Source organism: Fibrobacter sp. UWR3, from assembly GCF_900143055.1.
Classification (GTDB): Bacteria; Fibrobacterota; Fibrobacteria; order Fibrobacterales; family Fibrobacteraceae; genus Fibrobacter.
On the sequence record NZ_FRCW01000007.1, the window covers coordinates 20,324 to 45,728 of the forward strand.

The following is a 25,405-nucleotide window of genomic DNA, read 5'->3' on the forward strand; positions in this document are numbered from 1 at the left end:
CGTTGCAACACAACTAGTAGTTAATGGCAATGTAGAGGCTGCCTGCACCGAAGCGGCGGCCAAAATCGCTGAAGCCGTCCCACAGGGCATCCCACGTGGCACCGAGTTCCAGCTGCATCGCGGAATTGCGGAAGAACACTATGCCCGCCTCGACTCCGCCGGCAATACCCAGCGCGAAATATTCGCTAAACTCCGCGTAGTGGTTATCCAACTGCGCGCCAAGTCCGATTCCGGCACCAAAGTACGGAGAAACCGCCCCCGACTGGATGTAGTAACGACCACCGATAAGGAATGTCTCGTGAATCTGCCAGCCCTTGCCAAACACCATATTCGTGTTGTTCAGCATGGTAATGGCGGCATGGTTCGACACCTCGAAAATCCTCGCGTAGTGGACCACGAATGACGTCGACCAGTCGCGGTCCACGTCCTTGTCGTCCTCGTTATCGGGGTCGGCAGAGTAGTCGTAGTTGTGCCACAGGGCAACGCCCAGGCCAAAACCGTTGTAGTTGCGCGTGGGGCGCTTCTTCTCGAGCGTATCCGGTGCGGGCTTTTCCTCGTACTCTACGGTAACGACAGACGTGTTCACCGGGAGCGGTTCTTTCTTCGCCTCGGCCGTACTCTCGGCAGGAGCCTGGTCGATAAGGTTTTCCTGGGGGCCCAGGAGCGCCTCCACGGTCGCCTTCTCGATAGATACATCCAGGTCGTCAACGCTCGCAGACTTCTGCTTGCTCGAAACCACAACGGCGCCACCCTTGAGCTGTTCGCAGATCACCAGGATGTAACCGCCCATGGTCATGATGCTCGTGCGGAGCTGGATTTCGGAAGAATCCTCGACGGGCGTATTGCCCGACTTGCTTACCGCCGCGCGGAGCAGGGACTTTACCACCGTCGGGGCATCATCCGAAAAGTCGGCACCCGTCGGCTCGAGTATCTGGACGTTCGCGGCGAACGAAACCACCGCGAGGGAGAAAAGCGCTGCGATAAACTTTTTCATATTCATAAAGATATAAAAAAGTGCCAAAAGTGGGCAAACCGTGCATACAACTTTCTATTTTTTTAATAAATACAGGACTAGATCCTTCGACTTCGGGCTTCGCCCTCCGCTCAGGATGACAATCCTAATGACTATTGCCCAATAACTAATGACCAATGACTATTGACTAATAACTAATGACCAATAACTAACCTATGAATAAAGCCGCCATCATCGTCGCCGTATCCATGCTCCTGAGCCGTGTCCTCGGGATTTTCCGCGAAATGTTGCTCGCCCATGCCGCAGGCGTATCGCTCGAAAAGAACGCTCTCGACCTCGCCTTCATGATTCCGGACATCCTCAACCATGTGGTGAGTACGGGCTTCCTCTCGATTATCTTCATCCCGATTTTCACGGGCTACAAGGTCGCGGGCGACGAGAAGGGCGGCTGGAAGTTCTTCAGCAACGTGCTGAACACCTTCGGGATTGCACTCCTGGTTCTCGTAGTTCCCGCCTTCATCTGGATGCAGGAACTTTTGCAGCTCTTGACCGTAGACGGAGCCACGCCGGAACTTATCGAGCGCGCCACGTACTATGGCCGCATCATCTTGCCCGGCCAGGTGTTCATCTTCGTGGGGAGCATCCTCGTGGCCGTGCAGCACACCCGCAAGCAGTTCCTTATTCCCTCCTTGACGGGCCTCATCTACAACGTGGCGATTGTCGGTGGCGGTGCCCTCGGGCTCGCGCTCGGTAAGTACACCGGCACGGATTACGGCCTGGAAGGTTTCGCCTGGGGCGTGCCGGTGGGCGCCTTCATCGGGTTCTTCGCGCTCCAGATTCTCGGCGCCCGGCGTGGCGGCGTGCACTACGAACTCCTGATACAGCCGACACACCCGGATATCGTGCGCTACTTCAAGATGATGCTCCCGATGTCGCTCGGCGTGGGTTCCATGTTCGGGCTCGAATTCATTATCCGTAGCTTCGGCGCGAACTTCGGCACGGGAGGCATCTCTAGCCTCAACTACGCCTACCGCGTCATGTACACGCTGGTAGCGGTCTTCGGGTTCTCCGTATCCGTCACGAGTTATCCCGACATGGCGCGCCTCGTGAAGGAGGGCGACTTCGGGCAACTCAACCGCAAAATCTGGAAGAGCCTTTCGCGCATGTTCTGCATCCTCATCCCGGCAGTCGTCGCCGTGTGGGCGCTCAGCTTCCCGGCGGTGCGCATCCTCTTCGAGCGCGGCGCCTTCCAGCGCGAAACGACCGAAGCCATTTCCGAAATCCTCCGCTGGTACCTGCCCGTAAGCCTCGGGCTCTGCCTGCAGGCGGTTCTCGTCCGCAGTTTCTATGCCTATGAGCGCATGTGGGTGCCGACCCTCCTCAACACCGGCATCTTCGCGGCGACCATTCCCGCGTACATCGTGCTCGGCGCTCCCGAAGCGGGGCTCGGCATCAAGAGCGTGCCCATTGTCGGCGCCACGGGCGCCATACTGCAAGTTATCTCGATGATTTTCATGTGGGCCAAGAAGAACGGCACCGACGGCATGAGGGATGCCCTCCTCAACATGCTCCGCGCGCTTATCGCCTTCGGCATCATGATTGCGGCCGCCATCGGGCTCGACCACGTCTCCGGTGAATTTGTACGTAACACAAGCCTTATCGTCCTCGTCATATATGCCTGCGCAGCGGGCATTGGGCTCTTCACGCTCACGCTCATCGTGCAGCGCTACCTGGGCAGCAAGGACGCAAAGGATATATTGAACGAACTGCTCGGCAAGGTGCTCCGCAAGCTGCACCTCGCAAGGTAGGCGCAGGGCGATTCCGCCCGTACCTTTTTCTATATTTGTAAACATGACCGCAGACGAACTTTTCAACAGACTGAACAAAATCCAGCCGGGCGCCGTGCTTTGCCACTACACCCGTGAAAAAGTCGAACAGATGCTCCCGCTGATCAACGAGATCAACGAACGCAAAAAGGACCAGGATACCGTCATCCTCGCGCACAGCTACTGCGCACCCGAAATCGTGCTCGGCGTCGCCGACTACACGGGCGACAGCTACAAGCTGAGCGAAGACGCCACCAAGGTCCCGCAGAACACCATCCTGTTCTCCGCGGTGCGGTTCATGGGCGAAACGGCCAAGATCCTGAGCCCGCAAAAGGACGTGCTTATCCCGGGAACGCTCACGGGCTGCAGCCTCGCCGACTCCATCACGGGCAAGGACGTGCAGGCACTGCGCGAAAAGTACCCGGACCACGCCTTCATCTGCTACATCAACACCACCGCCGACGTGAAGGCGGCCTGCGACGTGTGCGTCACGAGCGGCAACGTGATGAAGATTGTGGAAGCCTACCCGAACGACAAGATTTGCTTTGTGCCCGACAAGCTCATGGGCCAGAACATCATCACCGAGATGAAGAGCCGCGGCGTCAAGAAAGACATCGTGCTCTACACGGGCAGCTGCTACGTGCACGAGACATACGACGCAGAACTCATCCAGTTCTTCCGCAGCCAGAATCCGGGCCTCAAGGTGGTGAGCCACCCCGAATGCAACCCGTCCGCGGCGTTCTACAGCGACTTCGTGGGCAGTACCGGCCAGATGGTCAAGTACATCGACGGGCTGCCGCCCAAGAGCAAGGTGCTGCTCCTTACGGAATGCGGGCTCAACGCACGCATGCACTACGAGCACCCCGACATGGAATTCATCGGGAGCTGCAGCATGTGCAAGTACATGAAGTCTAACTCGCTCGAGAACATCCTCGAGACGCTCCGCCATCCCGAAAAGGCGAACCGCGTGGAACTCGACGAAGACACGCGCGTGAAGGCGAAGAAATGCATCGACGCGATGTTCCACTACGCGAACCTCTAGCGCACAACTACACAGCAACAAACAAGCAGGCACGCGCATGGCAAAGAAGGTAGCAGTCGGACTTTCCGGCGGAGTGGATTCCGCCCTCGCCGCTTTCCTACTAAAACAGCAGGGTTACGAGGTCATCGGCATGACGATGGCCACATGGGACGGTTCCATCGACATGCCGCACGTGGAAGGCCGCGAGGGCTGCTTCGGCCCGGGCGAGGATGCGAGCATCGCCGAGGCGAAGACGGTCGCCGACCGGCTCGGTATCCCGCACCACGTGGTACGCATCTCCGAAGACTACAAGCGTGAAGTTCTCGACTACTTCCGTGCCGAATACCGCGCCGGACGCACGCCGAACCCGTGCGTGCGCTGCAACCAGTTCATCAAGTTCGGCGCGCTCCAGACGGCGGCCCGCCGCATGGGAATCGCGTTCGACTACTTCGCCACCGGGCACTACGCCCGACTCGATTTCAAGAACCCCGACGTTCCCTTCCTGTACGCGGCGCTCGACCACGGCAAGGACCAGACGTACTTCCTCTCGCGCCTCACCGCAGAGCAGCTCTCGACGGTCATGTTCCCGCTGGGCGGCATGACGAAGGTCCAGGTGAAGGAACTCGCAAAGGATATCGGCTGGATAGATTTCGCCACCAAGAAAGAGAGCATGGACTTCCTCGAGTGCGGGGACTATTCCGTACTGTTCGACGAGTCCGACAACGTGCCCGGCGACTTCGTGGACCTGCAGGGCAAGGTGCTGGGCAGGCACAGGGGAATCATCCACTACACCATCGGGCAGCGCAAGGGCCTCAACATTGGCGGGCAGCCCGAGCCGCTCTTCGTGGTGGCGATAGACGTGAAGAAGAACCAGGTGGTTCTCGGGCCCCGCAGCACGCTCGACTGCACGGCGGTCGAGGGCACGGAACTCAACCTGATGGTATCGGAATCCTCCCCGCTCCTGAAGGGCGAACTCACCGCGCATATCCGTCTCGGGCACAAGGGCACCCCCGCCCGCATCGAGGCGCTCGACACGCAGAAGGGGTTCATCCGCGTGCGGTTCGACGAACCGCAGTTCGCCTCCGCACCCGGCCAGATTCTCGTGCTGTACGCCGACTCGGGCGTGGTCGCCTCCGCCATCATCGCCTAGGCCGCCCGCGACCCACCCGCACAATTCGCCCTCTTTTCTAAAAAATTACGTGCCGTAGGCCAAAAATCATAATAGATTTTACATGTAGATTTTCCCGGACCTAGGTTCCCGAGGTTTATTCGATGAAACTGTTATCGATACTGAAATCAAAGGACTTGCACTATGCCGTGGCGCTTATCACCATCGCGTTCCTCGTCAACATAATCCCCTCCAAGATAGCGATTGCGCTCGGAATCCCCGTCTTCATCGATTCCATCGGCACAATCCTCGCCGGTATGCTCGGCGGCACGCTCCCCGCGGTTATCGTGGGCTTCTGCTCCAACGCGTTCAACAGCATATCCGACCTCCCCACGCTCTACTACGGCATCATCAGCATCCTCATCGGCGCGATGGCCGCCATATTCCAGCAGAAGGGCTACTTCAGGACACTCCCCAAGATAATCGTCACGGTGCTCATGTTCGCCATCCTCGGCGGCGTACTCGGGTCCGTCCTCACCTATTTCCTCTACGGCTACGATTTCGGCGAAGGCGTCTCGGCCCCGTTCGCCATCGGCATCCACGAGCACCTCGGGCTTTCCAAGTTCACCTCGCAGCTCGTCGCCGACTTCATCATTGATGTCATCGACAAGATATTCGTCGTCGCCACGGTCATCATCACCTACCACAAGATTCCGCTGCACATAAAGACGCACTGCAGCAGGGTTTTCCTCTTCGACCCGAACCCCGTCGCCCAACTCGAAGCGGACGGCACGCGCGCCATCAAGCATTCTCTCCTGCGCAGGGTGGTCGTCATTGTCATAACGGCAGAAATCCTACTCGGTGTGCTGGCGAGTATCACGGGTTTTGTCCTCTACCGGCAGCAGTCCATCGAGAAATTCACCGACATCGCGCACGGCCTTACCGAGGCGGCATCCGTCGCCGTCGATACTTAGCGGATAGACGAGTTCATCGAGAAGGGCCGCAAAGCGGAGGGCTACATCGACATAGAACAGAAACTCTACAAGATGAGGGACGGGTTCCCGCAGGCGCTTTACCTGTACGTCTACCGCATACAGCCGGACGGCTGCCACGTGGTGTTCGATCTCGACACCAAGGACGGCGAGAAGGCGAGCCAGCCTGGCGACCTCATCGACTTCGACCCGAGTTTCGAGCCGTTCCTGCCGCAACTGCTCAAGGGCGAACCCATCGAGCCAATCATCTCCGACGACCAGTACGGCTGGCTCCTCACGGTCTACAAGCCGCTCAAGAACTCTTCCGGAAAGACGGTCGCCTACATCGCCGCCGACATTTCCATGGGCGAAATCATCACCGACCAGGCGGAATTCTTCATCAAGCTCCTTTCGATGTTCTTCGGCGTATCCATCCTCATCATGAGCATCATGCTCGAGTTCGTGAACAGGAGAATCGTGCACCCGGTGAACCGCATGGCATCGGCCGCGATTCACTTCGCCTACAACATGGAACAGGACCGTGCAAACGACATGCGCGAAATCAAGAGTCTCAACATCCACACCTCCGACGAAATCGAACACCTCTACAAGGCGTTCACCAAGACGTGCATGGATTCCATCGGGTTCATCAACAGGCTCGAGGCCGCCGCCGAACGCATCCAGCACATGCAGGACGAAATTATTATCAACTTCGCCGAAATGGTGGAGGCGCGCGACACGAGCACCGGCAACCACATCAAAAAAACCGCGTTCTACGTGGAAGCCATCGCGCGCGAACTCCTCAAGGAAGGCAAGTACAGCGACGTGCTCGACGAGAAGTACATCGAGAAGCTCAAGCGTTCCGCGCCTCTGCACGACATCGGCAAGATTGCCGTTTCCGACCTGATTCTGAACAAGCCGGGCAAGCTTACCGACGACGAATTCGCCATCATGAAGAGCCACACCACCGAGGGTACAAACATCCTCGCGAAAATCGAGGCGAACACCAACGACACGATGGACTACAACTACCTGAAGGAATCCATGGAGATGGCGCACTACCACCACGAAAAGTGGGACGGCACCGGATACCCCACGGGAATCAAGGGCGAGGAAATCCCGCTGTCGGCGCGCATCATGGCGGTCGCGGACGTGTTCGACGCCCTCGTGGCCGAGCGTGTGTACAAGAAGCCGTTCACCTACGAGAAGGCGATGGCAATCATCACGGAAGGCGCAGGCAAGCACTTCGACCCCACGGTGGTGGAAGCATTCACGAAGATCTCGCAGAAACTCTACGACGAACGCACTACGCTGAACAACAAGGTGTAGTGCCAAGGCCCGGTAACAGCCCCCCGAAAGAACAATGCAGTAATCCTGCAGGACTACGCGAAGGCTAGTAGTTCACTGCCGCGTAGAAGTTGAACGCACCGAACACCTGGTCGTTGAAGAACCCGTCCTCGACGGCATCGTACGATGCGCCCAGTTCAACCTGGTACTTGCAGTAACGGCAAATCACGAGGCCCGCATCAACATCGCCCGCGAGGTTTATCGCGAACTTGTCCGCAAACTTGCTGTAATGGTCGTCGTACTGCATGCCAAGCCCTATATGGGCGCCAATGAACGGAGACACGAACGCGCTGAACATGTAGATGCGGAAACCGAACATGGTCATGTAGCGCCAGCCCCAGTTGTGCCAGGCGTCACCGTAGTTGAATCCTAATAGATTCGAGTAGTTGAAAGCGAGCGTTCCGCCAAAGTCAATGATACCACCCCGACGGATGAGCAGCGCCTTGCTAAAATCGCGGTCAGGATTCGCATCCTCGTCCTCCCAGTTGTACCAGATGGACATGCCCACGCCGTAGCTCTTCAGCACGCGGGTCGCATGCTTCTCGTAATCGCTCAGTTCCGCGTTGTCTATCATGGAAAGCGTCCGCGTACCGAGTTCCTCGGCGTTCACGTCCTTAGGGGCAACCACACCCGAAATCACCCAGTTGCCTTTTTCGGTCACGATAACGAAGGTGCACTTGTTCTTGATGCTGTCGCTCATGCAAACGTGCCCGCGGTTCGCGGTGCGCACGACGCCCCCAATCGTAGCTGCCGCAGACGAATCGCCCGCAGGGGCCTTGAAATCCAGCATTTCCTTTTCGAGCATCTTCCAGAGTTTCACGGAATCCGGGTCGGCAGGGTCGTAGTCCTTTACGCCATCGGTCCTGAGTTTCTGCGGGGTAGTCGCCGAAACCGAGACGCTCACGCGGCCCGAGTCGCGGTAGAACGTCACCACCTTCGAATCGGCGTCCTCGTACAGTTCAAGCGCGCTCCATCCGGTATCGGCAAGCGCAATCTTCATGGGCTCGGGCGAACGAATCATGTAGTTGCCGAACACGCGCGTGAACGTCATGTTCATGGCAGGCGCCGCATCTTCTTTAGGCGTGAACCGGAATAAACCCGCACAGCCTTCGAGCACAGTCGAAAGCACAAGTAAAAATGCAAGCAAGGGCATGGTCAGTCTATTCATCGAATTTCGCCTCCTGGATTTCGCGCGCCGCCTTCTCGATTTCGCGCTCGCGCAAGACCTCGTCCACCTTCGCGCGCAGGACATCTTCCTCGTGAAGTTTGTAGAGCATGTTTCCCTGCTCCACGCAGGGGCGCAACACGCGCAAGTAGCTCACCATAAGCCCGACCATCGCGGCACATGCCGCAAAACAGCCAGACCAGGAATCTGCAATCTCGGCGAATGCCACCACGATGCCGACAAGAATGAAGGCAAGGAAAATAACGAGGTCGCGCCCGGTCACGGGCGTGTATTGAATACCGCGCCCGTCAAGCAGCTTCTGTTGCCGCCGTGCGATATCGCGCAAGATGAACACATCGAAAATATGCCCGATGTAGGGGAGGAGCACCGAACAAACAACCGCAACGTTCGGAGAGAAGGTCGTCGTCGTGAGGCAGCGCAAGTTCCTTATGGCACGGTAAAGCCACAATATCCAGTAGACGAAAAAAAGCCAGAACACGACAAAGCATACGGCCATAGTTCCAATCATCGGAACCAAGGCTGCCAAGAACAGATAGTAGAGATGCCGGGCGGTATCCGCATCCGTCACGGCCCCGCTCGCCATATAGCCCGTAACCTGGATGACGGTATTGCACAGCACCAGGAATACGACGATAATGATATACAAGAATTTCAGGAAGAACATGGCGCGTGCGCCGCGCCGGGAATTATCTTCCAGACGCACGCTACCTGAACTCATACACCTTGGTCGCGAGCACGGTCTCGCCGCTAAGCATGCTGACCTTGATCTTCACTGTGGTCATCTTACCGCGCTGAATCTGCACCGTGGCGCTGTAGCCGATACCCGTTTCGGAGGGCACGTACTTCGTCTCGTACGTCTTGCCGCCAACACTGACCTCGACCGACTTGATCTGTGCGGGGTCGTTGTTCACGATGTGCTCCACGTCGAACAGGAGCTCGGGGTAGAGCGAGGCTCCCTGCGAAACCTTCTTCTTGAAGACTTCCTTCGCACCGCCGCGCACCTTCACCTTCACGCCCGTCTTGGGGAAGCAAGCGAACTCGCGCTCGATGCTGGCATCGACACCTTCCACGTTCTCGGGCACGAACTTGTACTTGAACGTACCCGGCAACAGCTTGAAAGTTGCCGCGCAGTCCCTATCCAGCGTGACTTCCTTGAGGAGGCTGTCGTGCGCAAAGATAGAGAGCTTGCCCTCGTTGTCCCTGAACCCGGACGTGGTGTAGAGCACCTCGCACTTGGTCACGTCGGACTTGATAACCTTCACGCTGCGGTCGAACCTGTAGACAAACGAAATGTTGCCACATACAAACGAATTGTGTTCGGCAGTGCATATCGCCTCGAACTTCTTCGGACCAAGCGCGGCACGGCTCCAGGTGGGCACAAAGCGCATGCGCTTGCCGTCGGAGGTGTAGCGTTCGGGGCCAATCGCCACCTGCATGCCTTCGGTACAGGTCGCAAAGATTTCGATGCTGTCGGCGTTCACCAGCGTGGGAACGGGCTCGAACCGGCATTCGTACTTGGACCGCAGGTCCTCATTGCGCTTCTCGATAGTCTCGTCGATTTCCTTCGCCTGCTTCTGGATATCCTCGACGGACTTCGTCGTATCGTCCACGGCCTCGCTTATCTTCTTCGCGAAGTCCGGATCGCCCGCATTCTTCGCCTCGACAACCACGGGCGGCTTGCCCTTGCGGAAGGCGACAAACTGCTGCGCGTGAACCGCGACTTCCTGGCCGTCCTGTTCCATCACCATCTCGCCCGAGTTGAGCGAACCGAACGACTGCCCGCCGTTGGTCACGCCGATGGTGCCGTCCGTACCGCGAATCGATGCGGTCATGGTCCCGGTCTTGAACTTGAACTGGCTCTTCTTGCCGGTCTGCTTCTGCGCGTTGAAGCGCAATAGGCCCTTCTTGATATTGACTTCGGAAATCTGCGAATCCTTGATGAACAGCACCTGCGTAAACTCGACAAGCGCGTTCTCCTCGATGGAAATCGTGCTGCCCTCGGGCATCGAGATGAGCACGCCGGATTCCACATCCGTCTGGATGAGGTCCTTGTCCTGGACCTTTGCGCCTACGCGCAAGCTAGCCCAGTCGCCATTACCCTTCTTCTTGAACGAGACGTCGCCAAGAACAGAACGTACCTTGGCGCTCTGCGGGGCAGCCATCGTGAAGGTGACCGCCAAAACCACCCAAACCGTTAAGCTCCTGAATATAGACATAGGACCTCTCGGAAACAAAAAACACTACGCCACAGGGCGCAACACAAACATAAATATAGACTATAATTTTCAAAAAAGCACGCGCCGCTTTATTCCAAAGCGGTATAATCAAGCCTATCACGGCGACAATGCAATTCCGCGTGACGCGAACGACTACTTTTTTCCAGCAGTCGATTGCGGAATTGTCAAGTCATCCTGGCTCCGGGAAGGTCATATTTTCAACATGGCATCCGTATACGTAACGTTAATTCAATGTTAATATTATGTTGATTTATGATTTGCGATAGTAATTCGTAATTTCCAAACCGCACAAGTTATCCACATGAGCAACCCGCGTTTCACGTGAAACATCCCAAAAATTGAAATCAATCCAAAATTTATTCACGAATATAAAAGTCAACTTCTGCGCTTCCATGCATTTTGTTAATAGAATGTTTACAATATAATTAACAGAGCAAGGGCTTCTTACAATATAAAATGCCCCGACGATGAGGTCGTCGAGGCAAATTTTTCTGCCAGCCGCGCCGTCCAAAAGATTTCGGGTCAAACCCGGAAGACGCGTGGAAGGTCTTTCTTGTAAAACAGGCGCCTAGAACTTCACGGTGCGGGGAGCCGCCGTAAAGCTGTAGAACGTAGCGGTCGCATCCTTGAAGTAGAGCGTCTCGGTGTTGTCGTCGTCGGGCGAGTACATCGACTTGAGCTCGGGGTAGTGCTCCAGCATGTCGACCTTCGGTTCGCGGCGGTCGTCGCGGACCAGGGTACCGGCAATGCGGACCCACTCGTTACCGGCCTTGTTCATGGCACAGATTTCGACCTTGCCGTTCTTCTGGATCTGCTTGGAGCAGTCCTTGGACTTGCCGGTCTGGATATAGAGCTTGCCCTCGAAAATGTTGGCAGTACCGAACGGGCGGACGCGCGGCTGGTCGCCGTCGGCCGTCGCGAGGAAATACGCACCGCATGCCTTGAGAAATTTTACGACTTCTTCCATTTTATTCTTTTCCTTTTAACGTTATATATATAATATACAAAAAGAAGATGTTTTCTTCGGTGTTTATTTCTTTAACATAACAAAACTATTTCTTTATACAGAAATCCTTGCCGCATCTTTTCACAAAAAAATACTCTTCTTTGGACCCATAAGAAATTATGCAAGCCCCTTCCTCAGTCAATCTCAGATTACCCTTTTCCTTTTTGCACTTACCAGAGAATTTCGGTTCAATCGAAATAAAAACATCTTTAAACACAGTCGACGTATCGGTACCACATACATAAGTATCGATTCTATGCTGCACCATTTTGTACGAACATAAAGAATTTTCACACTTTCCCGCAGAAAAGGATGTGTCTATAATATTTTTTAGTATCCTTTTATTAGGGCAATCAAATTCTTTCCAAAACCCGTTTTCTGCACAAGCTATAGATGAAATAATCAAAACGAATACGACAAGCCTATTCATCTGCAGCGCCCTCTGTAGTTTCTCTTTGAAGATATCATTCACCTATTTCCGGTACGCGTCCCGATAAATTTTCAACATCTGTTCACCGAAACAGCAGAAGACCACCTTCTTGAGGCATTTTGCAGGGTACTTATCAACAGTTCGGATTGCAATCTCGGTAGCGGCCTCCCAGGGGTAGCCATAAACTCCACAAGAAATAGCAGGGAAGGCGACCGTCTCGCAGCCGTTCTCCTCGGCCAAATCGAGGCAACTTTTGTAGCAGGATTCCAGCAGTTCGGGTTCGCCGTGCAGGCCATCCCGGTAGATGGGGCCCGGAGTATGGATGACGAACTTTGCCGGAAGCCTGAACCCGGGGGTGATTTTCGCCTTGCCCGTCTCGCAACCGTTCAGGGGGATGCACGCCTGCAACAGTTCCGGACCTGCCGCCCGGTGGATTGCGCCGTCCACACCACCGCCACCCAGCAGGGAACAGTTCGCCGCATTCACGATGGCATCCACCGCAAGTTTAGTGATGTCGCCCTGGATAATCTCGATTTCTACCATATAGGCCTCCGGCATAAATATACTATTTATACCACATGATAAGCAGAACCGTTATGAAAATTGCCGCGATGAGGGAACACATGGGAACCTCCCTGGAATGGTCCTGCCGGCAATATATAAACATTTGATGACAAAGAATGTCAATAATAAAAAAATATCTCAAATAAACGAATTTTTCGCGAAAACTGAATATATATTTGGGTATCAGGGATTAAGCCCTCCTTAAAAGGAGAAAATATGGATAGGAGAATGATTTTCATGGCGCTCGCCTGCGCCGCTACAACTGCACTTGCGGCAAATACCGCCAGCCCGACATTTTTGTGGCTCGCCTCGACCGACACCATAGGCCGAGTCGAAACCGGGTCACCCGACTCTACGTCCGGCTGGTGGTTCGATTACACCGATGCAGCTGATAGCGGAAATTCCACTATCACGTTCCCTTCTGATATCAAACCGAACGCATACGGCAATTTCTATGGTCCGCTCATTGAAAACTACAACGGTATCCAGGCCAGTGTAAAAATGGGCGATGGCTACGAGTTCCCCTATGCCGGAATCGGTTTCAATGTCTGGAACGAGCAAAAGGAAGGCGCAGACATTTCCGCCTGGGGAGGCTTTTGCCTCGAGTACCAGTCCACAATCGGTTTCAGCATCGAACTCGTTCCCGAAAATGAAGAGGACGTGACCGCATTCAACAACTACAAGGCAACTGTCGCGAAGGCGGCATCCATGAATACCACGAATTTTCGATGGGATAAATTCAGGCAGGAGACCGGATGGGGCAAGGAAGCCAACCTGGATTCCGTACTTGCAAAGACGGCCTCCGTCAAGCTGGCATTTAATGAACGGGCGGGAACTGAGGGGGATTTCCTGATTTATATGGTCGGTTCCTTCGGCATGTGTTCATGTTGCGGTCCAATGCCCGACAGAATCGGGAGCGACCCCACCACGATTCCCGTCAAGGCGACCCTTTCGGGCCGCATACTGCAACTTACCGGAGCGGCAGCCCTCGGGAAGGCAACCGTCGTCGATCTCCAGGGGAATGTCGTGATGTCGGCACCAGCTACCGGCATAATGAATCTGTCCGCACTCAGGGCCGGCATGTACATGCTCCGCATCGAGGGTCCGGGAGTCAACCACACGCAGAAGATTCTCCTGAAGTAAGACAACAGGGGTGGTTTCACGTGAAACACTATATATTCGTCATATTGCTCGTAATGATTGCCGGCGGGATATCGTTCGCCCAGCTACTGCCACAAAAGCAGGCAGAGGACTTGCCGAAAATCGACCGCGCCATGATATTCAAGGTGGACTATAGCGACGAGGTAGAGATACCCGCCGATACTTCCAGGACCATCAATCAGCCGGTACGAAGCGCAGAAAAGAGCGAACTTGCAAACAATACGCTGTTTATAAATACGCTCTGCGCGACAGGGGCGGTGCTCGGGGCAGTCCTTGGCGGGAACGGAACCGCCGGTTGCTTCGTGATACCCAGCAGCAAACTGAAGTTCTGATGTTCCACGTGAAACATTCTGTATTGATTTATATATATTAGCGATATGAGGAGAATATTAGCCATACTCGCACTTCTAGCCTTGAGCGCATATGCGGTCGACTGCATCCGCGCCAAGTTCGACATCTTTGTCGCACAGTACGAGGCACTCAACGATAATTACACAGGACTGGTCATCGACAGCACAAGTTCCGAATATACCCAGGAAAAATATACCTTTTCAAACGACCATACCTACCTATGGACCTGGTACACACGCATGAGTCCGGATGGCGAATTCAAGAAATATGAACATCAACAGATGAGTTACAAAGCGGAAATCTCCCAAGAAGGAGACTTCAAGATATATGACCGTGGCCCCCTAGTGTACAGGGTATTCCACACGGAAGATTCCATTTACGTCGAGAAGTTATCAAACGAACGCTCCGATACGACTATAATAATTTGGCACATCCGGAACGACACCCTCTACGAAAACTCCTCATTCATAGTTACATACGATCCCGGATTCGAAAACAGGTGCTTCCAGACCAAGACGAATGACAGTTCCTATAAGGAACTGTACGAATACGAAACCAAGGGGGATACCCTCGTGGAATATGATGGTGCACTCCTAGGGAATGTGGGCTATCCTTCGGGACACAGCAAAGCTACCGACAGCGTTTGGACCAAAACCTTCTACGTACCATTCAACACCGAACAGCCTCTGGAGATTTTCCAGACACCACGCCCGACTAACATCTCTAAAAAGGCAAGACACTTCGACCTCCTCGGACGCCCTGCAAGAGGAAAGTACACCGTGAAGTTTTCAAGGTAAGTTCACACTATTTCAACATTTATCAAAAAGTTATTAACGGATATTTTAAAAAAGTGAAAGGGCGCCGATGTCGGCGTTCTCTTTTTTTCATAAGATATACTAAATTGTTCCACGTGAAACCATACAATGGTTCCACGTGGAACATTGTTTATCGAAGATCCCCGTGATTCTATCGCCCCTATGGGGCTCCAGAATGACAGCGGGGATGACGTTAGGAAAAATTGAGTTACAGAACAAACATAGAGCAGCAGAATCTCCTGAACCAGTTCCTGAAGGAACATATTCTCTCTGAGTTGTCCAAAGAGCAAATGGACAAGCTCTATGACTTTGCCGATCTGGTGGTGGAAACCAAGCAATTCGGCAACTTGATTTCAGCGAAGGATTCCGAGAAGTTTCTCAGCAGGCACATCGCCGACTCGCTGATGCCATATTTTCACTGTTGTCAAGCTAGCTTTATAGAAGATGTAAAGCCTCTTCCCAGCACCTTCAAGACACCGCATATCAATGACCGTTGGGCTGATATGGGTGCTGGTGCAGGCTGTCCGGTTTTCCCGCTCGCCATCGCGATGCCCGAGGTGCAGTTCTATGCGGTGGAGCCCCGCCACATGCGCGTGGAGTTCATGAACTACGCGAAGGAAAAACTCGGACTCAAGAACCTGACCGTAGTGGGCAAGCGCTTCGAGACTTCGGGCCTTGCCGACCTGGACTTTATCAGCTGCCGCGCCCTCTCGACTTTCGAAAACGACTGGGAAAGTGCACAGCCCGCCCTCAAGAAGGGTGGACTCTTCCTCACATTAAAAAGTTTCAATAGCATTTCACACCTGGAAAACGACCCGGCAGTCAACATCTGGAAATACAAGCTGCCGAACGAAGAACAGGATTACGCCTTAGTCACTCGAGGTAATAAATGAGTAAAGTGATAGCAGTATGCAACCAGAAGGGCGGCGTGGGCAAGACCACGACAGCCGTCAACCTGGCTGCAAGTTTTGCCGCTCTCGAAAAGAAGACTCTCCTTATCGACATGGACCCGCAGGGGAACGCGTCGCAGGGTCTCGGCTTCAACGAATCCCAGGAAGTGGATATCCACGAGGTTTTGGACCTGGCGGAAAACCCGGACAACATGACGCTCGAGAACATCGCGCCCGCCGTCATGGACACGAGCCTCGACTACCTGAAGGTCATTACCTCTGGCCCGGACCTCGCCGTCATGGAAATCGAACTGGTGAACGCGATGAGCCGCGAACACAGGCTCGAACGAATCATCAACGTGCTCAAGAACGAATACGAGTTCATCATCATCGACGCACCACCGAGCCTGAACCTGCTCACTCTGAACGTGCTCACCGCCGCGACGAGCGTGCTTATCCCTATCCAGTGCGAATACTACGCCCTGCAGGGTATGACCGAACTTTTCAAGACCATCCGTGAAGTGCAGAAGAACCTGAACGCGAACCTCAAGATCGAGGGTGCGCTCCTCACGATGTACTCCGCAAACCTGAGCCTCTCGAAGCAGGTCGCCGCCGAAGTCCGCGAAAACCTTTCCGACACGGTATTCCAGACGATGATTCCGAGAAACGTCCGCCTGAGCGAAGCCCCCAGCCACGGAAAGCCGGTCATTTTGTACGACGTGCAGAGCACCGGCTCGCAGGCATACATGAAACTCGCCGAGGAAATTCTGAACAAGGGTAAGTAATGGGAAAGAAATCTTTTGCACTGGGTCGCGGCCTCGCCGCCATCATGAAGGACCACGACATCAATTTTAAAGGTGAACAGGCGAACACTATCAACAATCCTGCCGAAACTTCCGAAAAATTCGAGAAGATTGTTGAAATCTCGATTGACCTTATCGACCCGAACCCCTTCCAGCCGCGCAAGGCGTTCGACGACGAGGAACTTTCCGAACTTGCCGACTCCATCAAGCAGCAGGGTCTTATCCAGCCGATCGCTCTGCGCAAGGTGGGCGACCGTTACCAGATTATCAGCGGCGAACGCCGTACCCGCGCGACCAGGATTGCAGGTCTCCCGACAATCAAGGCGCAAGTCTTCGAGAACCTCGACGACAAGGCGATGGCGGAATGGGCGCTCATCGAGAATATCCAGCGCGTCGACCTGAACCCGGTCGAAATTGCACGTTCCTATCAACAACTTATCGATAAGCACGGCTACAAGCACGAAGACCTGGCCAAGATTGTGAGTAAGTCGCGCTCCGCGATTACCAACAGCCTGCGCCTCCTCAAGCTCCCGGAACAGGTGCTCGTTTGGATAGAGGAAGGAAAGTTGAACAGCGGTGCCGCCCGCGCACTCTGCAGCGACAAGATCGGCGACCCCGAATCGCTTGCGGAACGCATTATCGAGGAAGGCCTGAACGTTCGCCAGATCGAGGCGATTATCCGCGGCGACGACGATGGTTCGACTAATTCGACAGGCTCATCAACCGGCTCACCAACCGAAAACGTCAAGGTCCCTGAGCCTGCCGAAGGGCCCGAGACGCCCGCGAAGCCCAAGCCGGAACTGAGCGCCGACATGAAACAGTTCGAGACAAGGCTCGAGACGTTCTTCGGCACGAAGGTGCAGCTCAACCCGAGCAGCTCCGGCAAGCCGGAAGGCACCATCGTCATCAAGTACTACAGCATGGACGACCTGACCCGCATCCAGGAAATCATGGAAAACCGCTAGGCAGCTCATGAAAAAGAAGTACTACACAGTACAGATTATCCCGGAAGACTCGCACGAAATCAAAAAGTTCAAGGTTTCGACGAGGTGGTTCCTTTTCGGGAAGATTTTTCTGGTAATTTTCATAATTGTTCTCGGTGCTTTCTGCTACAATCTGGCAAAAATCAACCGGATTGTCGCAAGTTACGAGAAAATCCGCGTGGTCAATGCCCAACTTATCAAGAAAGACAAGAACTACGAGGAAATGTTCGAGCGCCTTGACTCTCTCTGGATACTGGAACAGCGTATCCAGAACATATTCGAGACGTTTATCGAGAACGACTCCAACAAAATCAACAGTATTATAGACAGGAACAGGTTCGCACACTCGCCTTCCGAGAAAAACGAAATCGATTTCGAAGGACACGGGTGGAAAACCCTCGAGGAAAAGTTAAAAATCGAGAAAATTCCGGATATCGTACCTGTCGTGGGTATCGTGAGCAAGAAATTCAGCGGGGAAAGCGGCCATCTCGGTACGGACTTCTCGGCTAACCCGGGTAACCCGGTCTTCGCTACCGGAACGGGAACCGTGGAATTCGCAGGCAAGAAGGGCGAACTCGGGAACACCATCGAAATCAACCACGGGAACGGCTACGTCACTACCTACTCGCACTTGATGAACATCAAGACGAGAAAGGGGAGCCCCGTTCACAAGGGCGACATCATCGGATCGGTAGGTGCCACGGGTACCACGAACGGACCGCACCTGCATTATACTATTATTAAAGACGGGGTCCCGCAGGACCCGGAAACCTATATCAACTACTAAGAGGTTAAAAATGGCTACAAAAGGCGAACAGGAAATTACCCAGATTGGCGGAAGCATCACCATCAAGGGTGACATCAGCGGCAAGAGCGACGTGCGTGTTGCCGGCAACGTGAACGGCAGCATCAACATCGAAGGCGAGCTCATCATCGAGCGCAGCGGCTACATCGAAGGCGAAATCAAGGCCACCAACGCCGTTGTCGCCGGTAGCGTGAAGGGCAATATCGACGTGTCCGAAAAGCTCATCCTCGAGAGCTCCTCCAAGTTCGTGGGCAACATCAAGACCAAGCAGCTCATTATCCAGGAAGGCGCAATGTTCCAGGGCAACTGCCAGATGGGCATGCCGGCACAGGCTGCAACACCTGCCAAGAAAGAGGAAAAGGCCTAATCCACCACCATATCATAGTTATCTATTTATTTATATATATAGTAATAACTATGATGCTGTTTATAGTGGATAAGTTTTCCGGCTATTTTGCATAAGGCGATGATGGTCAATAGGTTATGAAGAAATGTTGAAGGTTGAGAAATGTTGAAAAGTTTATAGTCTCTCAACTTTTTTCAATGTTTACAAGTGTTGAACCTTACTTTTCAATGGCTGTGAACAACTATTCACCACCCCCTTATTGAAGAATCCGGGAACCTGCAGGTCTGTGAATATGCGAAATATCACACTCAGTGCAGATAAATTCTTTTTTCTTGTATAAACGGCAGTTAATATTTTATATTAAAGGCACTAATGTCGTCTAAAGTATTGAAGATAGGTCAGATAACGGATATCCATATCGGTGAGGATGAAAACCTTGTCCAAGGGATCGATGTTCGCAAGAACTTCCTTACCGCGTTGAATTCCGAATCCATGAAGGATATTGACCTTCTCGTGCTTTCGGGCGACCTCGCGAACGAGAACGCCGAGCCGGGCGCCTACCGCTATATCGCGGAACAGCTCAAGGGGGTCAAGTGCCCCGTGTGCATTATCCCCGGCAACCACGACAGCCTCGACGTGATGGTGAAGTTCTTCGACATGCCGGTGAAGAACGGCAAGTGCTATTTCCGCTACGACCTCGAAGGCAGGTCCATGTTCTTCCTGGACAGTGCAATCGGTGAGGTTTCCCGCGACCAGCTCGACTGGCTCGAGGAAGAAGTCCCGAAGGTCGACGGCGAAGTTATACTGTTCATGCACCACCCGCCCTGCTTTTGCGGGCACAAGTTCATGGACCTGCACTACCACCTGAGGAACATGGTGGAGGTGCAGCAGGTTCTCTCGAAGTTCAAGAACCTGAAACACGTTTTCTGCGGGCACTACCACAGCGAGCACCAGATGAAGTTCTCGCACATCCACGTGCATGCCGCTCCGCCGACGCAGATGCAGATTGACGCCGACAGGCCGTACTTCAAGTTGAAGAGCACCGAGCCCGGTTGGCAGGTTATTTACTGGGGCGATTCCGTCAAAACCGAGGTACATTACTAGTTTTTTTCGGGAAATCCCTTGAAATTGCTCGACTACTATGCTATATTTGCCCCTACGTGGCGGTTTAGCTCAGTGGTAGAGCACTGGAATCATAATCCATTGGTCCGGGGTTCAAATCCCTGAACCGCTATTAAAAAAAGAGGCGCATATGTCGAAACGAATTCTTGCAATTTCAATTCTGGCTATCGCCTCTTTTTTTGTTGCCTGTGAAAACGACGATGGCGACCAGCCGCAGATGCAGCAGGTGCAGGCGAACCTCCCGAAATCCGTACCCATAGTGAACGTCGACCCGTTCACCGCCCCTGCAGAACCCATAGTGACGCAGGACCAGGCGAACAAGTACGTGAAGGCGAGCGCCGCACTCGTGGAACTCGGCGTGAGCTGGTCCAAGAAAATCGAGGAAGCGAAGGAAGGCGAGAAGGTCCAGATTCTCGACGCCTACAACGTGGCCCGCGACCAGCTGTGCGCACGCATTGGCCTCAAGGGCATCGCCGAATACAACTGGATTACCGAGGTGGCGCTCCCCAACCCGCGCAACATCCCGTTCTTCGAGGCGGCAGGCCTCAAGAAGTAGCGAAAGCCCGCAAGAAAAAATTTGCAGAAGACCGCCCGCTGGGGCGTTTTTTTTTATAGATATATGTTGTCAACCTTTATGCCGGAGATCTAGATGCCGATTCGTATTACTATCAACCCGAATTCAGAATCCAGCGCGGAGTGGGCCATTTTCCATATGGCAGAAACACTCGGACCCGCGTGGGACGTGTGGATGAACCGCCACCTTGTTTTCAACAGCCGTGCGTGTGGCGCCATGAACAGGGAGGTTGACTGCATTCTGTACCACCGTGAGTACGGCATGCTTATTGTGGAATGCAAGGGCGGCAAGATTTGGACAAGGTATAACGAGAAATCAAAGGCCACGGAATGGTTCAGTGGCAATAACCCGCTGGTGCCGCCGCCGAGCGAGCAAGTGGGTTCGCTTATTTCTCCCCTGCACGAATACATGAAGGAAATCCTCGAGCCCGCACGCGAAGGGAAGATGCGCAAGGTGCGCGTGCAGTGGGCGGTATGCTTTAGCGACATGGACAGCATGGAAGGGATTCCCGGTTCGGAAATCCCGAGGAAGCGCGCGCTGCTGCGGCCAGACGTTCTCAACGCGAAACGTTTCGAGAAGCGAATCATCGAGATTCTCGAAACTCCTGTACAGGCGAACGGCAACATGCCGTTCATGAACGAGTACCTCGACGAGGATTCGCTCTTTAGGCTCAGGAACTTCCTTGACGGCCAGGGCGAAAAACCCGATGCGGCAGAAATCATTAAGAGCAGTTACGAGAACTGCTTCCAGGAGGCGACCGAGATGCAGCAGATGATGATGGAATCCATCTCGCGCAACCCGCGCATGCGCATCGAGGGAGTGGCCGGTTCTGGGAAGTCGCACATGGTAGTGTGGGATGCGCTTCGCCTTTCGCGCATAGGCAAGAACGTGGCGATAGCCTGCTATAACGACTTGCTGGCAACAGAACTCAAGCACGATGTAGACAAGGTAATAAGCAAGGACCGCATAGGTGTCGAAAAGAAGTATGCGCAGGACGGCGGCGTGAGTTACGGGCGCGTAGATGTGCTTGCCTATTCCGAATGGTGCGAGAAATATGTACGCGCCGCGAAGGTGAAGGTAGCGAAGAGTGGCGACAGGTCGCTGTATTTTGACAAGGAACTCCCCCAGGCATTCGTGAAGGCGCAGAAGATTCTGGCGAAAGACAAGAAAACGCGCGAGAAGTTCTTTTACGATGCGGTAATCATCGACGAAGGGCAGGACTTCGCGAGCGAATGGGTAGACTCATTCCTCGGGCTATTGCACAACGAGGAACACGGCACCGTGAGGTTCTTCTACGATCCGGCGCAACGCCTGTATGCAAGCCGCAACGGTATCGACAACGCGCAGGTCGAGGCGATGCCCGTGATGGTGCTGAACCGCGGATTCCGCAGCACGAAGCGCATTCTCGAATGGGTGCGCAGGAATACCGGGTTCAGGCTACAGGCTTTCGACAACATAGTGCTTGGTGAAGCTGTCAAGGAAATGCAGTACAGGGACGGTGCAGAGCAGGCGCAGATGCTGCGCGCGCGTATCGACGAACTCATAAAGAAGAAGCACCTTTCCGTTTCGGATATCCTCGTGGTATCGATGAAGAGCGACAAGAGTTCTGCGCTCAAGGGTATTTCTGATGACCGCATCGTATGGAATGCGGGGGGCGACAAGTCCCTGATTAAGGACAAGGTAAATATCGTGAGCGTCTACCGTATCAAGGGTCTTGATTCTACGGCGGTAATACTTACCGACATCGAGGAACCCGCCGAGGCGAGCAGGCACGAAGACTGGAAACGCTGCCTGCTCGTAGGCGCCACCCGCGCGAAATCGCTCCTTACAGTTTTCAGGAAGAAGTAGCGAGCGCCTTGCCGCGCGGGCTATAAGCTACCACGCGAAATCGACTACGATACGCCAGTAGTTGTCGGTATCGAACCTGTGCGAGTGCCCGCTGCCGCCTACGCCGAAGTTGAACTGGTATTCGGCGGAGAAGTGGCGCGTAATCTGCAGGCCAATCCCGAGCCACACGGAGAACGTGAGGTCCTTCACTCCGTTGAAGCGCGTCTCGATATCGTCGAGGAACCCGAGCCCGAGCTGGTCCTTCGCCGCATCCTTGACTTCTTCTTCCTTGCTCAGTTCCTTCTCGGATTCCGGAGCCTCCACCTTGTATATCTCGAAGATGGGCTTGTGGAAGTTGAAGGTCTGGCTTATGAACGGCTTGAATATGGGAATGTAGGGCACGCCTAGCCTGAACGATATCGGGATATCGAGCCCGATGTTGTGATAGTATATATCTACTTTGTCTGTAAGAGCGAGGGTATCTTCGAGGGTGAATTTCTTGTAGTGGTAGAACGTGCCCATGCCTATGCTGAACGCGCCGCCGTCGTAGAAGTACCAGCGCAGGTAATAGGTGAGCCCGCCCTCGTATCCGGTTTCGTCGTCAAGGTTGCGGATGCGTCCGTAGCCCTTCTGGTAGTAGCTGTGCTCGCCGAAGTTGCCGTACGTGAATTCCATGACCTTGTAGAAAATGCGGTCCTTCTTCTTTGTGGAATCGGCAGGGGCAGATTCGGCGGCTTGCGGGCAGGCCGCGGGCGCGGGCTGCGCGGCCGTGGTGTCGGCAGGTGCGCTTGCGGGCGCCTGCTCTACTGCGGGCGCCTGCTCTACTGCGGGTGCCGCCTTCGCGGTATCCGCGGGTGCTGCGACCGCTACCGGCTTGGGTTCTTCGGTCGGGTGCATCTCGAGGATGGCGAATTCAGCGCTCGTGAACGTGACGGTATAACTGCACTTGCCTTCCACGTTGCAATGCGCCTGCACGGAATCCGCGATGGCGCGGGCCATCTCTTCGCGCAGGAGCTTTGTACGGAACTTGAGGAGGCTGTCGGCGTATGCTGTCTTTTCGGCAATCTCCTTGTCGATGGCGATGATGTCGCGGGTGTTCTGCTCGTGCGCCTTGCACTGGCACGAGGATTCCGCAAGCTGGCAGAACGCCTTGAGTTCGGCTTCGGCCTTCGCGGCGGAATCGGCGCGGGCGATAGAATCTGCGTGTGCCTTCGCGAGCGCCGCGGAATCGGGCGGCGTTGCAATTTCTGGTTCTTGCTCAATGAGAATCACGTCGCCTGCGGGCTGTGCAGCGAGCGCGCAAGTGTTGCAGCGGTCGGTGCATTCCTGCGACATCGGCGCGATGGGCAGCAGGCTACGGCGCCTCTGGAGCGAATCGACCGTAGCGTTTGCGGCGCGGATAGCCTGGGGCTGCATCTTGAGGGCGCGTTCGCTTGCGTCGGACGTACCCGAGAGCAGCTGGAACTTCGTGAGCGTGGTGCGGCCCTTGTCCATCGACTTGTAGTATCCGTTCTCGAACGTGATGCTGCGGGCACATGCGGCCTTGTCGCAGCCTGCGAGAATCGCCTCGGTGAGCTTGCGCTTGCCGAGTTCCACGCCCATGTTCTTGGATTTCGCGCTGTCGATGACGAACGGGCAGTTGCAGGTGGATTCTATCTTGTCGCAGTTCTCGGCGCGTGTTTCGCCGTGGCACGATACGCACAGGTCATAGCACATCGAGTCGGCGAGGGCGCCAGTCGCGAGGAAGCAGGCGAGGAATGCAATTGCAGGAAAAATCTTGAAAATGTTTCGCATGGTAGCCCCCTAGAAGATGATGGCGAGGACGATGAAGGCGACTGTACCGATGGCCGACATTACGATGGGGAATATCGGGATGCTGCTTTCCGGCTTGGCGGTATTGTCGCATTCGGGGTTGGACTGCGCAGGTGCGGCTTCTTCTTTTGCAGGGGCGGCGCTCTCGGCCCCTTCGGCCTTTGCCTCGGGTGCCTTCGCGTTGTCTTCGTCGATGAGTGCGGCATCGTTCTTGTCGGTGCGGCCGGAAGCGGGTGCGGCCACGGAATAGCATGCCAACAAGCCCACGAGCAGGGCGATGGCGGAAAGAGTCGAAAATCTAGACGTATTCATGCGCAGAATCCTCTGTACCTATATAACATAATTTAACACCTTTTGCGCGCTAGCGTACCGGGTAATTCGCGTTTTTCCCTATTACTCGGCTTTTTTTTGACAAAATTTCGGTATAAAACGATAAAATAATGCATTCGTCGGGAATTTTTCGGCCAATTTCCAAAGCGACATTATTTGTCGCAGTTGGGTGCTATATTATGCACAGGACGCTATTATGGTTAATAAGAACAAGGACCGTTCTTTTGAACGGATTGCGTACAGGTATTGGGAAAAGCTGGTTGGCGGGATTCTTGTCCCCGGTGAGCGGGGGTATGTGCCTTCCGAAGGGGAGGTGCTTTGCGCTTATAACGAGCTGAAGGAACGGCACCTTGAATGTGATTGCATTGTACTTAGGACTGGTACACATTCGGGGGAATTCTACCAGCAAGGCGATAAAATCGCTGGTGTCAGAATTGTCCGGCAGCTTGATTCGGTCGGTACTATCGAATTCCGTTTGTCGACCGATTTCCATGTGCGCCTCGATATCGAAGGGCTTTCACCATTATCCCGGACGGAAGCGAATTGCGATCTGACGCAGACAATAAGCAACTTTGAAAATTTCATCGACAATTTCCCGCGGTACATGGAAGGGCTCGAACGAAAGAAACTTGAATTCGAGAAAAATAAGAAGCTGGAGGAGATGGCGAAGGGCAGTATCCGGACGACCGTATCGCAGATTCTTCCGCCGCTGGGGTACCGTTGGGACCTGGTAGAACGGGGCAGGGATTACCTGCTCAAGGTTGGAGGGCATGGAACCTGGATGGAGTTTACGCTCAACCGCAGGAACTTTTCCAAGCGTCTGGCGGAGTTGCCCGATGTGCTCAGGCAGATAGAAACCCTGAGCAAGAACATGACCTTTCCGATGAAAATAGAGATAATAAAGTAGGCAAGAGGAA

26 protein-coding genes and 1 tRNA gene are annotated in these 25,405 nt (G+C 54.4%); 18 read left to right on the plus strand and 9 right to left on the minus strand.

Features of this window, described 5'->3' with window-relative positions:
- Nucleotides 1-13: 13 nt before the first annotated feature.
- The gene (locus BUA44_RS10035; RefSeq protein ID WP_139258893.1) at nucleotides 14-994 is read right to left on the minus strand and encodes a hypothetical protein; all 981 of its coding nucleotides are present in this window, start codon (nucleotides 992-994) and stop codon (nucleotides 14-16) included.
- Between the two features lie 194 nt (nucleotides 995-1,188).
- On the opposite strand from BUA44_RS10035, the gene murJ reads away from it, so the two are divergent.
- From murJ to BUA44_RS10060, 5 genes are all read left to right on the plus strand, one after another.
- A complete protein-coding gene (gene murJ, locus BUA44_RS10040; RefSeq protein WP_083579576.1) occupies nucleotides 1,189-2,781 on the plus strand; it encodes a murein biosynthesis integral membrane protein MurJ in 1,593 nt (530 codons plus the stop codon).
- A gap of 43 nt (nucleotides 2,782-2,824) precedes the next feature.
- Complete coding sequence (gene nadA / locus BUA44_RS10045; protein WP_072811564.1) at nucleotides 2,825-3,841, plus strand: quinolinate synthase NadA; 1,017 nt, start codon at nucleotides 2,825-2,827, stop codon at nucleotides 3,839-3,841.
- A gap of 37 nt (nucleotides 3,842-3,878) precedes the next feature.
- Nucleotides 3,879-4,970 carry a tRNA 2-thiouridine(34) synthase MnmA gene (gene mnmA, locus BUA44_RS10050; protein ID WP_072811566.1) on the plus strand — a complete coding sequence of 364 codons (1,092 nt, stop codon included), beginning with the start codon at nucleotides 3,879-3,881 and terminating at the stop codon, nucleotides 4,968-4,970.
- 122 nt (nucleotides 4,971-5,092) lie between these two features.
- Nucleotides 5,093-5,902: a hypothetical protein gene (locus BUA44_RS10055; protein ID WP_143151945.1), complete on the plus strand. Its 810-nt coding sequence runs from the start codon at nucleotides 5,093-5,095 to the stop codon at nucleotides 5,900-5,902.
- Between the two features lie 72 nt (nucleotides 5,903-5,974).
- On the plus strand, nucleotides 5,975-7,228 hold the full coding sequence (locus tag BUA44_RS10060) for an HD-GYP domain-containing protein (protein WP_072811570.1): 1,254 nt from the start codon (nucleotides 5,975-5,977) through the stop codon (nucleotides 7,226-7,228).
- A 64-nt stretch (nucleotides 7,229-7,292) separates the two neighbouring features.
- Here the strand turns inward: BUA44_RS10060 and BUA44_RS10065 are convergent, their stop codons facing one another.
- The 6 genes from BUA44_RS10065 to BUA44_RS10100 form a co-directional block, all read right to left on the minus strand.
- The gene (locus BUA44_RS10065; protein ID WP_143151946.1) at nucleotides 7,293-8,414 is read right to left on the minus strand and encodes a hypothetical protein; all 1,122 of its coding nucleotides are present in this window, start codon (nucleotides 8,412-8,414) and stop codon (nucleotides 7,293-7,295) included.
- The gene (locus tag BUA44_RS10070; RefSeq protein WP_073114817.1) at nucleotides 8,407-9,150 is read right to left on the minus strand and encodes a hypothetical protein; all 744 of its coding nucleotides are present in this window, start codon (nucleotides 9,148-9,150) and stop codon (nucleotides 8,407-8,409) included. Before BUA44_RS10070 ends, BUA44_RS10065 begins: the two co-directional genes overlap by 8 nt.
- The gene (locus tag BUA44_RS10075; protein ID WP_083579577.1) at nucleotides 9,137-10,648 is read right to left on the minus strand and encodes a FecR family protein; all 1,512 of its coding nucleotides are present in this window, start codon (nucleotides 10,646-10,648) and stop codon (nucleotides 9,137-9,139) included. Before BUA44_RS10075 ends, BUA44_RS10070 begins: the two co-directional genes overlap by 14 nt.
- A gap of 589 nt (nucleotides 10,649-11,237) precedes the next feature.
- Complete coding sequence (locus BUA44_RS10090; RefSeq protein ID WP_072811583.1) at nucleotides 11,238-11,636, minus strand: pyridoxamine 5'-phosphate oxidase family protein; 399 nt, start codon at nucleotides 11,634-11,636, stop codon at nucleotides 11,238-11,240.
- Nucleotides 11,637-11,721: 85 nt separating this feature from the next.
- Complete coding sequence (locus BUA44_RS10095; RefSeq protein ID WP_143151947.1) at nucleotides 11,722-12,105, minus strand: hypothetical protein; 384 nt, start codon at nucleotides 12,103-12,105, stop codon at nucleotides 11,722-11,724.
- A 42-nt stretch (nucleotides 12,106-12,147) separates the two neighbouring features.
- A complete protein-coding gene (locus tag BUA44_RS10100) occupies nucleotides 12,148-12,648 on the minus strand; it encodes an O-acetyl-ADP-ribose deacetylase (RefSeq protein WP_072811587.1) in 501 nt (166 codons plus the stop codon).
- Between the two features lie 237 nt (nucleotides 12,649-12,885).
- Between BUA44_RS10100 and BUA44_RS10105 the strand changes: the two genes are divergently transcribed.
- The 12 genes from BUA44_RS10105 (at nucleotide 12,886) to BUA44_RS10160 (ending at nucleotide 22,367) form a co-directional block, all read left to right on the plus strand.
- Nucleotides 12,886-13,812 (plus strand): T9SS type A sorting domain-containing protein, encoded by a 927-nt coding sequence (locus tag BUA44_RS10105; RefSeq protein ID WP_083579578.1) that lies wholly within the window; start codon nucleotides 12,886-12,888, stop codon nucleotides 13,810-13,812.
- A 20-nt stretch (nucleotides 13,813-13,832) separates the two neighbouring features.
- Nucleotides 13,833-14,162 carry a hypothetical protein gene (locus BUA44_RS10110; protein ID WP_143151948.1) on the plus strand — a complete coding sequence of 110 codons (330 nt, stop codon included), beginning with the start codon at nucleotides 13,833-13,835 and terminating at the stop codon, nucleotides 14,160-14,162.
- A 45-nt stretch (nucleotides 14,163-14,207) separates the two neighbouring features.
- The gene (locus BUA44_RS10115; protein ID WP_072811593.1) at nucleotides 14,208-14,978 is read left to right on the plus strand and encodes a hypothetical protein; all 771 of its coding nucleotides are present in this window, start codon (nucleotides 14,208-14,210) and stop codon (nucleotides 14,976-14,978) included.
- Between the two features lie 221 nt (nucleotides 14,979-15,199).
- Complete coding sequence (locus BUA44_RS10120) at nucleotides 15,200-15,889, plus strand: 16S rRNA (guanine(527)-N(7))-methyltransferase RsmG (protein WP_143151949.1); 690 nt, start codon at nucleotides 15,200-15,202, stop codon at nucleotides 15,887-15,889.
- Complete coding sequence (locus tag BUA44_RS10125) at nucleotides 15,886-16,671, plus strand: ParA family protein (protein ID WP_072811598.1); 786 nt, start codon at nucleotides 15,886-15,888, stop codon at nucleotides 16,669-16,671. The genes BUA44_RS10120 and BUA44_RS10125 overlap by 4 nt, the downstream gene beginning before the upstream one ends.
- Nucleotides 16,671-17,654 (plus strand): ParB/RepB/Spo0J family partition protein, encoded by a 984-nt coding sequence (locus tag BUA44_RS10130; RefSeq protein ID WP_072811600.1) that lies wholly within the window; start codon nucleotides 16,671-16,673, stop codon nucleotides 17,652-17,654. Before BUA44_RS10125 ends, BUA44_RS10130 begins: the two co-directional genes overlap by 1 nt.
- A 7-nt stretch (nucleotides 17,655-17,661) precedes the next feature.
- Nucleotides 17,662-18,459 carry a M23 family metallopeptidase gene (locus BUA44_RS10135; RefSeq protein ID WP_072811602.1) on the plus strand — a complete coding sequence of 266 codons (798 nt, stop codon included), beginning with the start codon at nucleotides 17,662-17,664 and terminating at the stop codon, nucleotides 18,457-18,459.
- Between the two features lie 10 nt (nucleotides 18,460-18,469).
- Nucleotides 18,470-18,844 (plus strand): bactofilin family protein, encoded by a 375-nt coding sequence (locus tag BUA44_RS10140; RefSeq protein ID WP_072811604.1) that lies wholly within the window; start codon nucleotides 18,470-18,472, stop codon nucleotides 18,842-18,844.
- Nucleotides 18,845-19,195: 351 nt separating this feature from the next.
- Nucleotides 19,196-19,927 (plus strand): metallophosphoesterase, encoded by a 732-nt coding sequence (locus BUA44_RS10145; protein ID WP_072811607.1) that lies wholly within the window; start codon nucleotides 19,196-19,198, stop codon nucleotides 19,925-19,927.
- A 58-nt stretch (nucleotides 19,928-19,985) separates the two neighbouring features.
- A tRNA-Met gene (locus BUA44_RS10150) sits at nucleotides 19,986-20,057 on the plus strand.
- 18 nt (nucleotides 20,058-20,075) lie between these two features.
- Nucleotides 20,076-20,501 (plus strand): hypothetical protein, encoded by a 426-nt coding sequence (locus BUA44_RS10155; RefSeq protein ID WP_072811609.1) that lies wholly within the window; start codon nucleotides 20,076-20,078, stop codon nucleotides 20,499-20,501.
- Between the two features lie 93 nt (nucleotides 20,502-20,594).
- Nucleotides 20,595-22,367 (plus strand): DEAD/DEAH box helicase, encoded by a 1,773-nt coding sequence (locus BUA44_RS10160; RefSeq protein WP_083579579.1) that lies wholly within the window; start codon nucleotides 20,595-20,597, stop codon nucleotides 22,365-22,367.
- Between the two features lie 27 nt (nucleotides 22,368-22,394).
- On the opposite strand, the gene BUA44_RS10165 is transcribed toward BUA44_RS10160, so the two are convergent.
- A complete protein-coding gene (locus tag BUA44_RS10165; protein ID WP_072811613.1) occupies nucleotides 22,395-24,140 on the minus strand; it encodes a hypothetical protein in 1,746 nt (581 codons plus the stop codon).
- 9 nt (nucleotides 24,141-24,149) lie between these two features.
- On the minus strand, nucleotides 24,150-24,470 hold the full coding sequence (locus BUA44_RS10170; RefSeq protein ID WP_072811616.1) for a hypothetical protein: 321 nt from the start codon (nucleotides 24,468-24,470) through the stop codon (nucleotides 24,150-24,152).
- Nucleotides 24,471-24,684: 214 nt separating this feature from the next.
- Here BUA44_RS10170 and BUA44_RS10175 point away from each other — a divergent pair, with 214 nt between their 5' ends.
- Nucleotides 24,685-25,395, plus strand: coding sequence for a hypothetical protein (locus BUA44_RS10175; RefSeq protein WP_072811618.1), 711 nt, complete (start codon nucleotides 24,685-24,687; stop codon nucleotides 25,393-25,395).
- Nucleotides 25,396-25,405 lie beyond the last annotated feature (10 nt).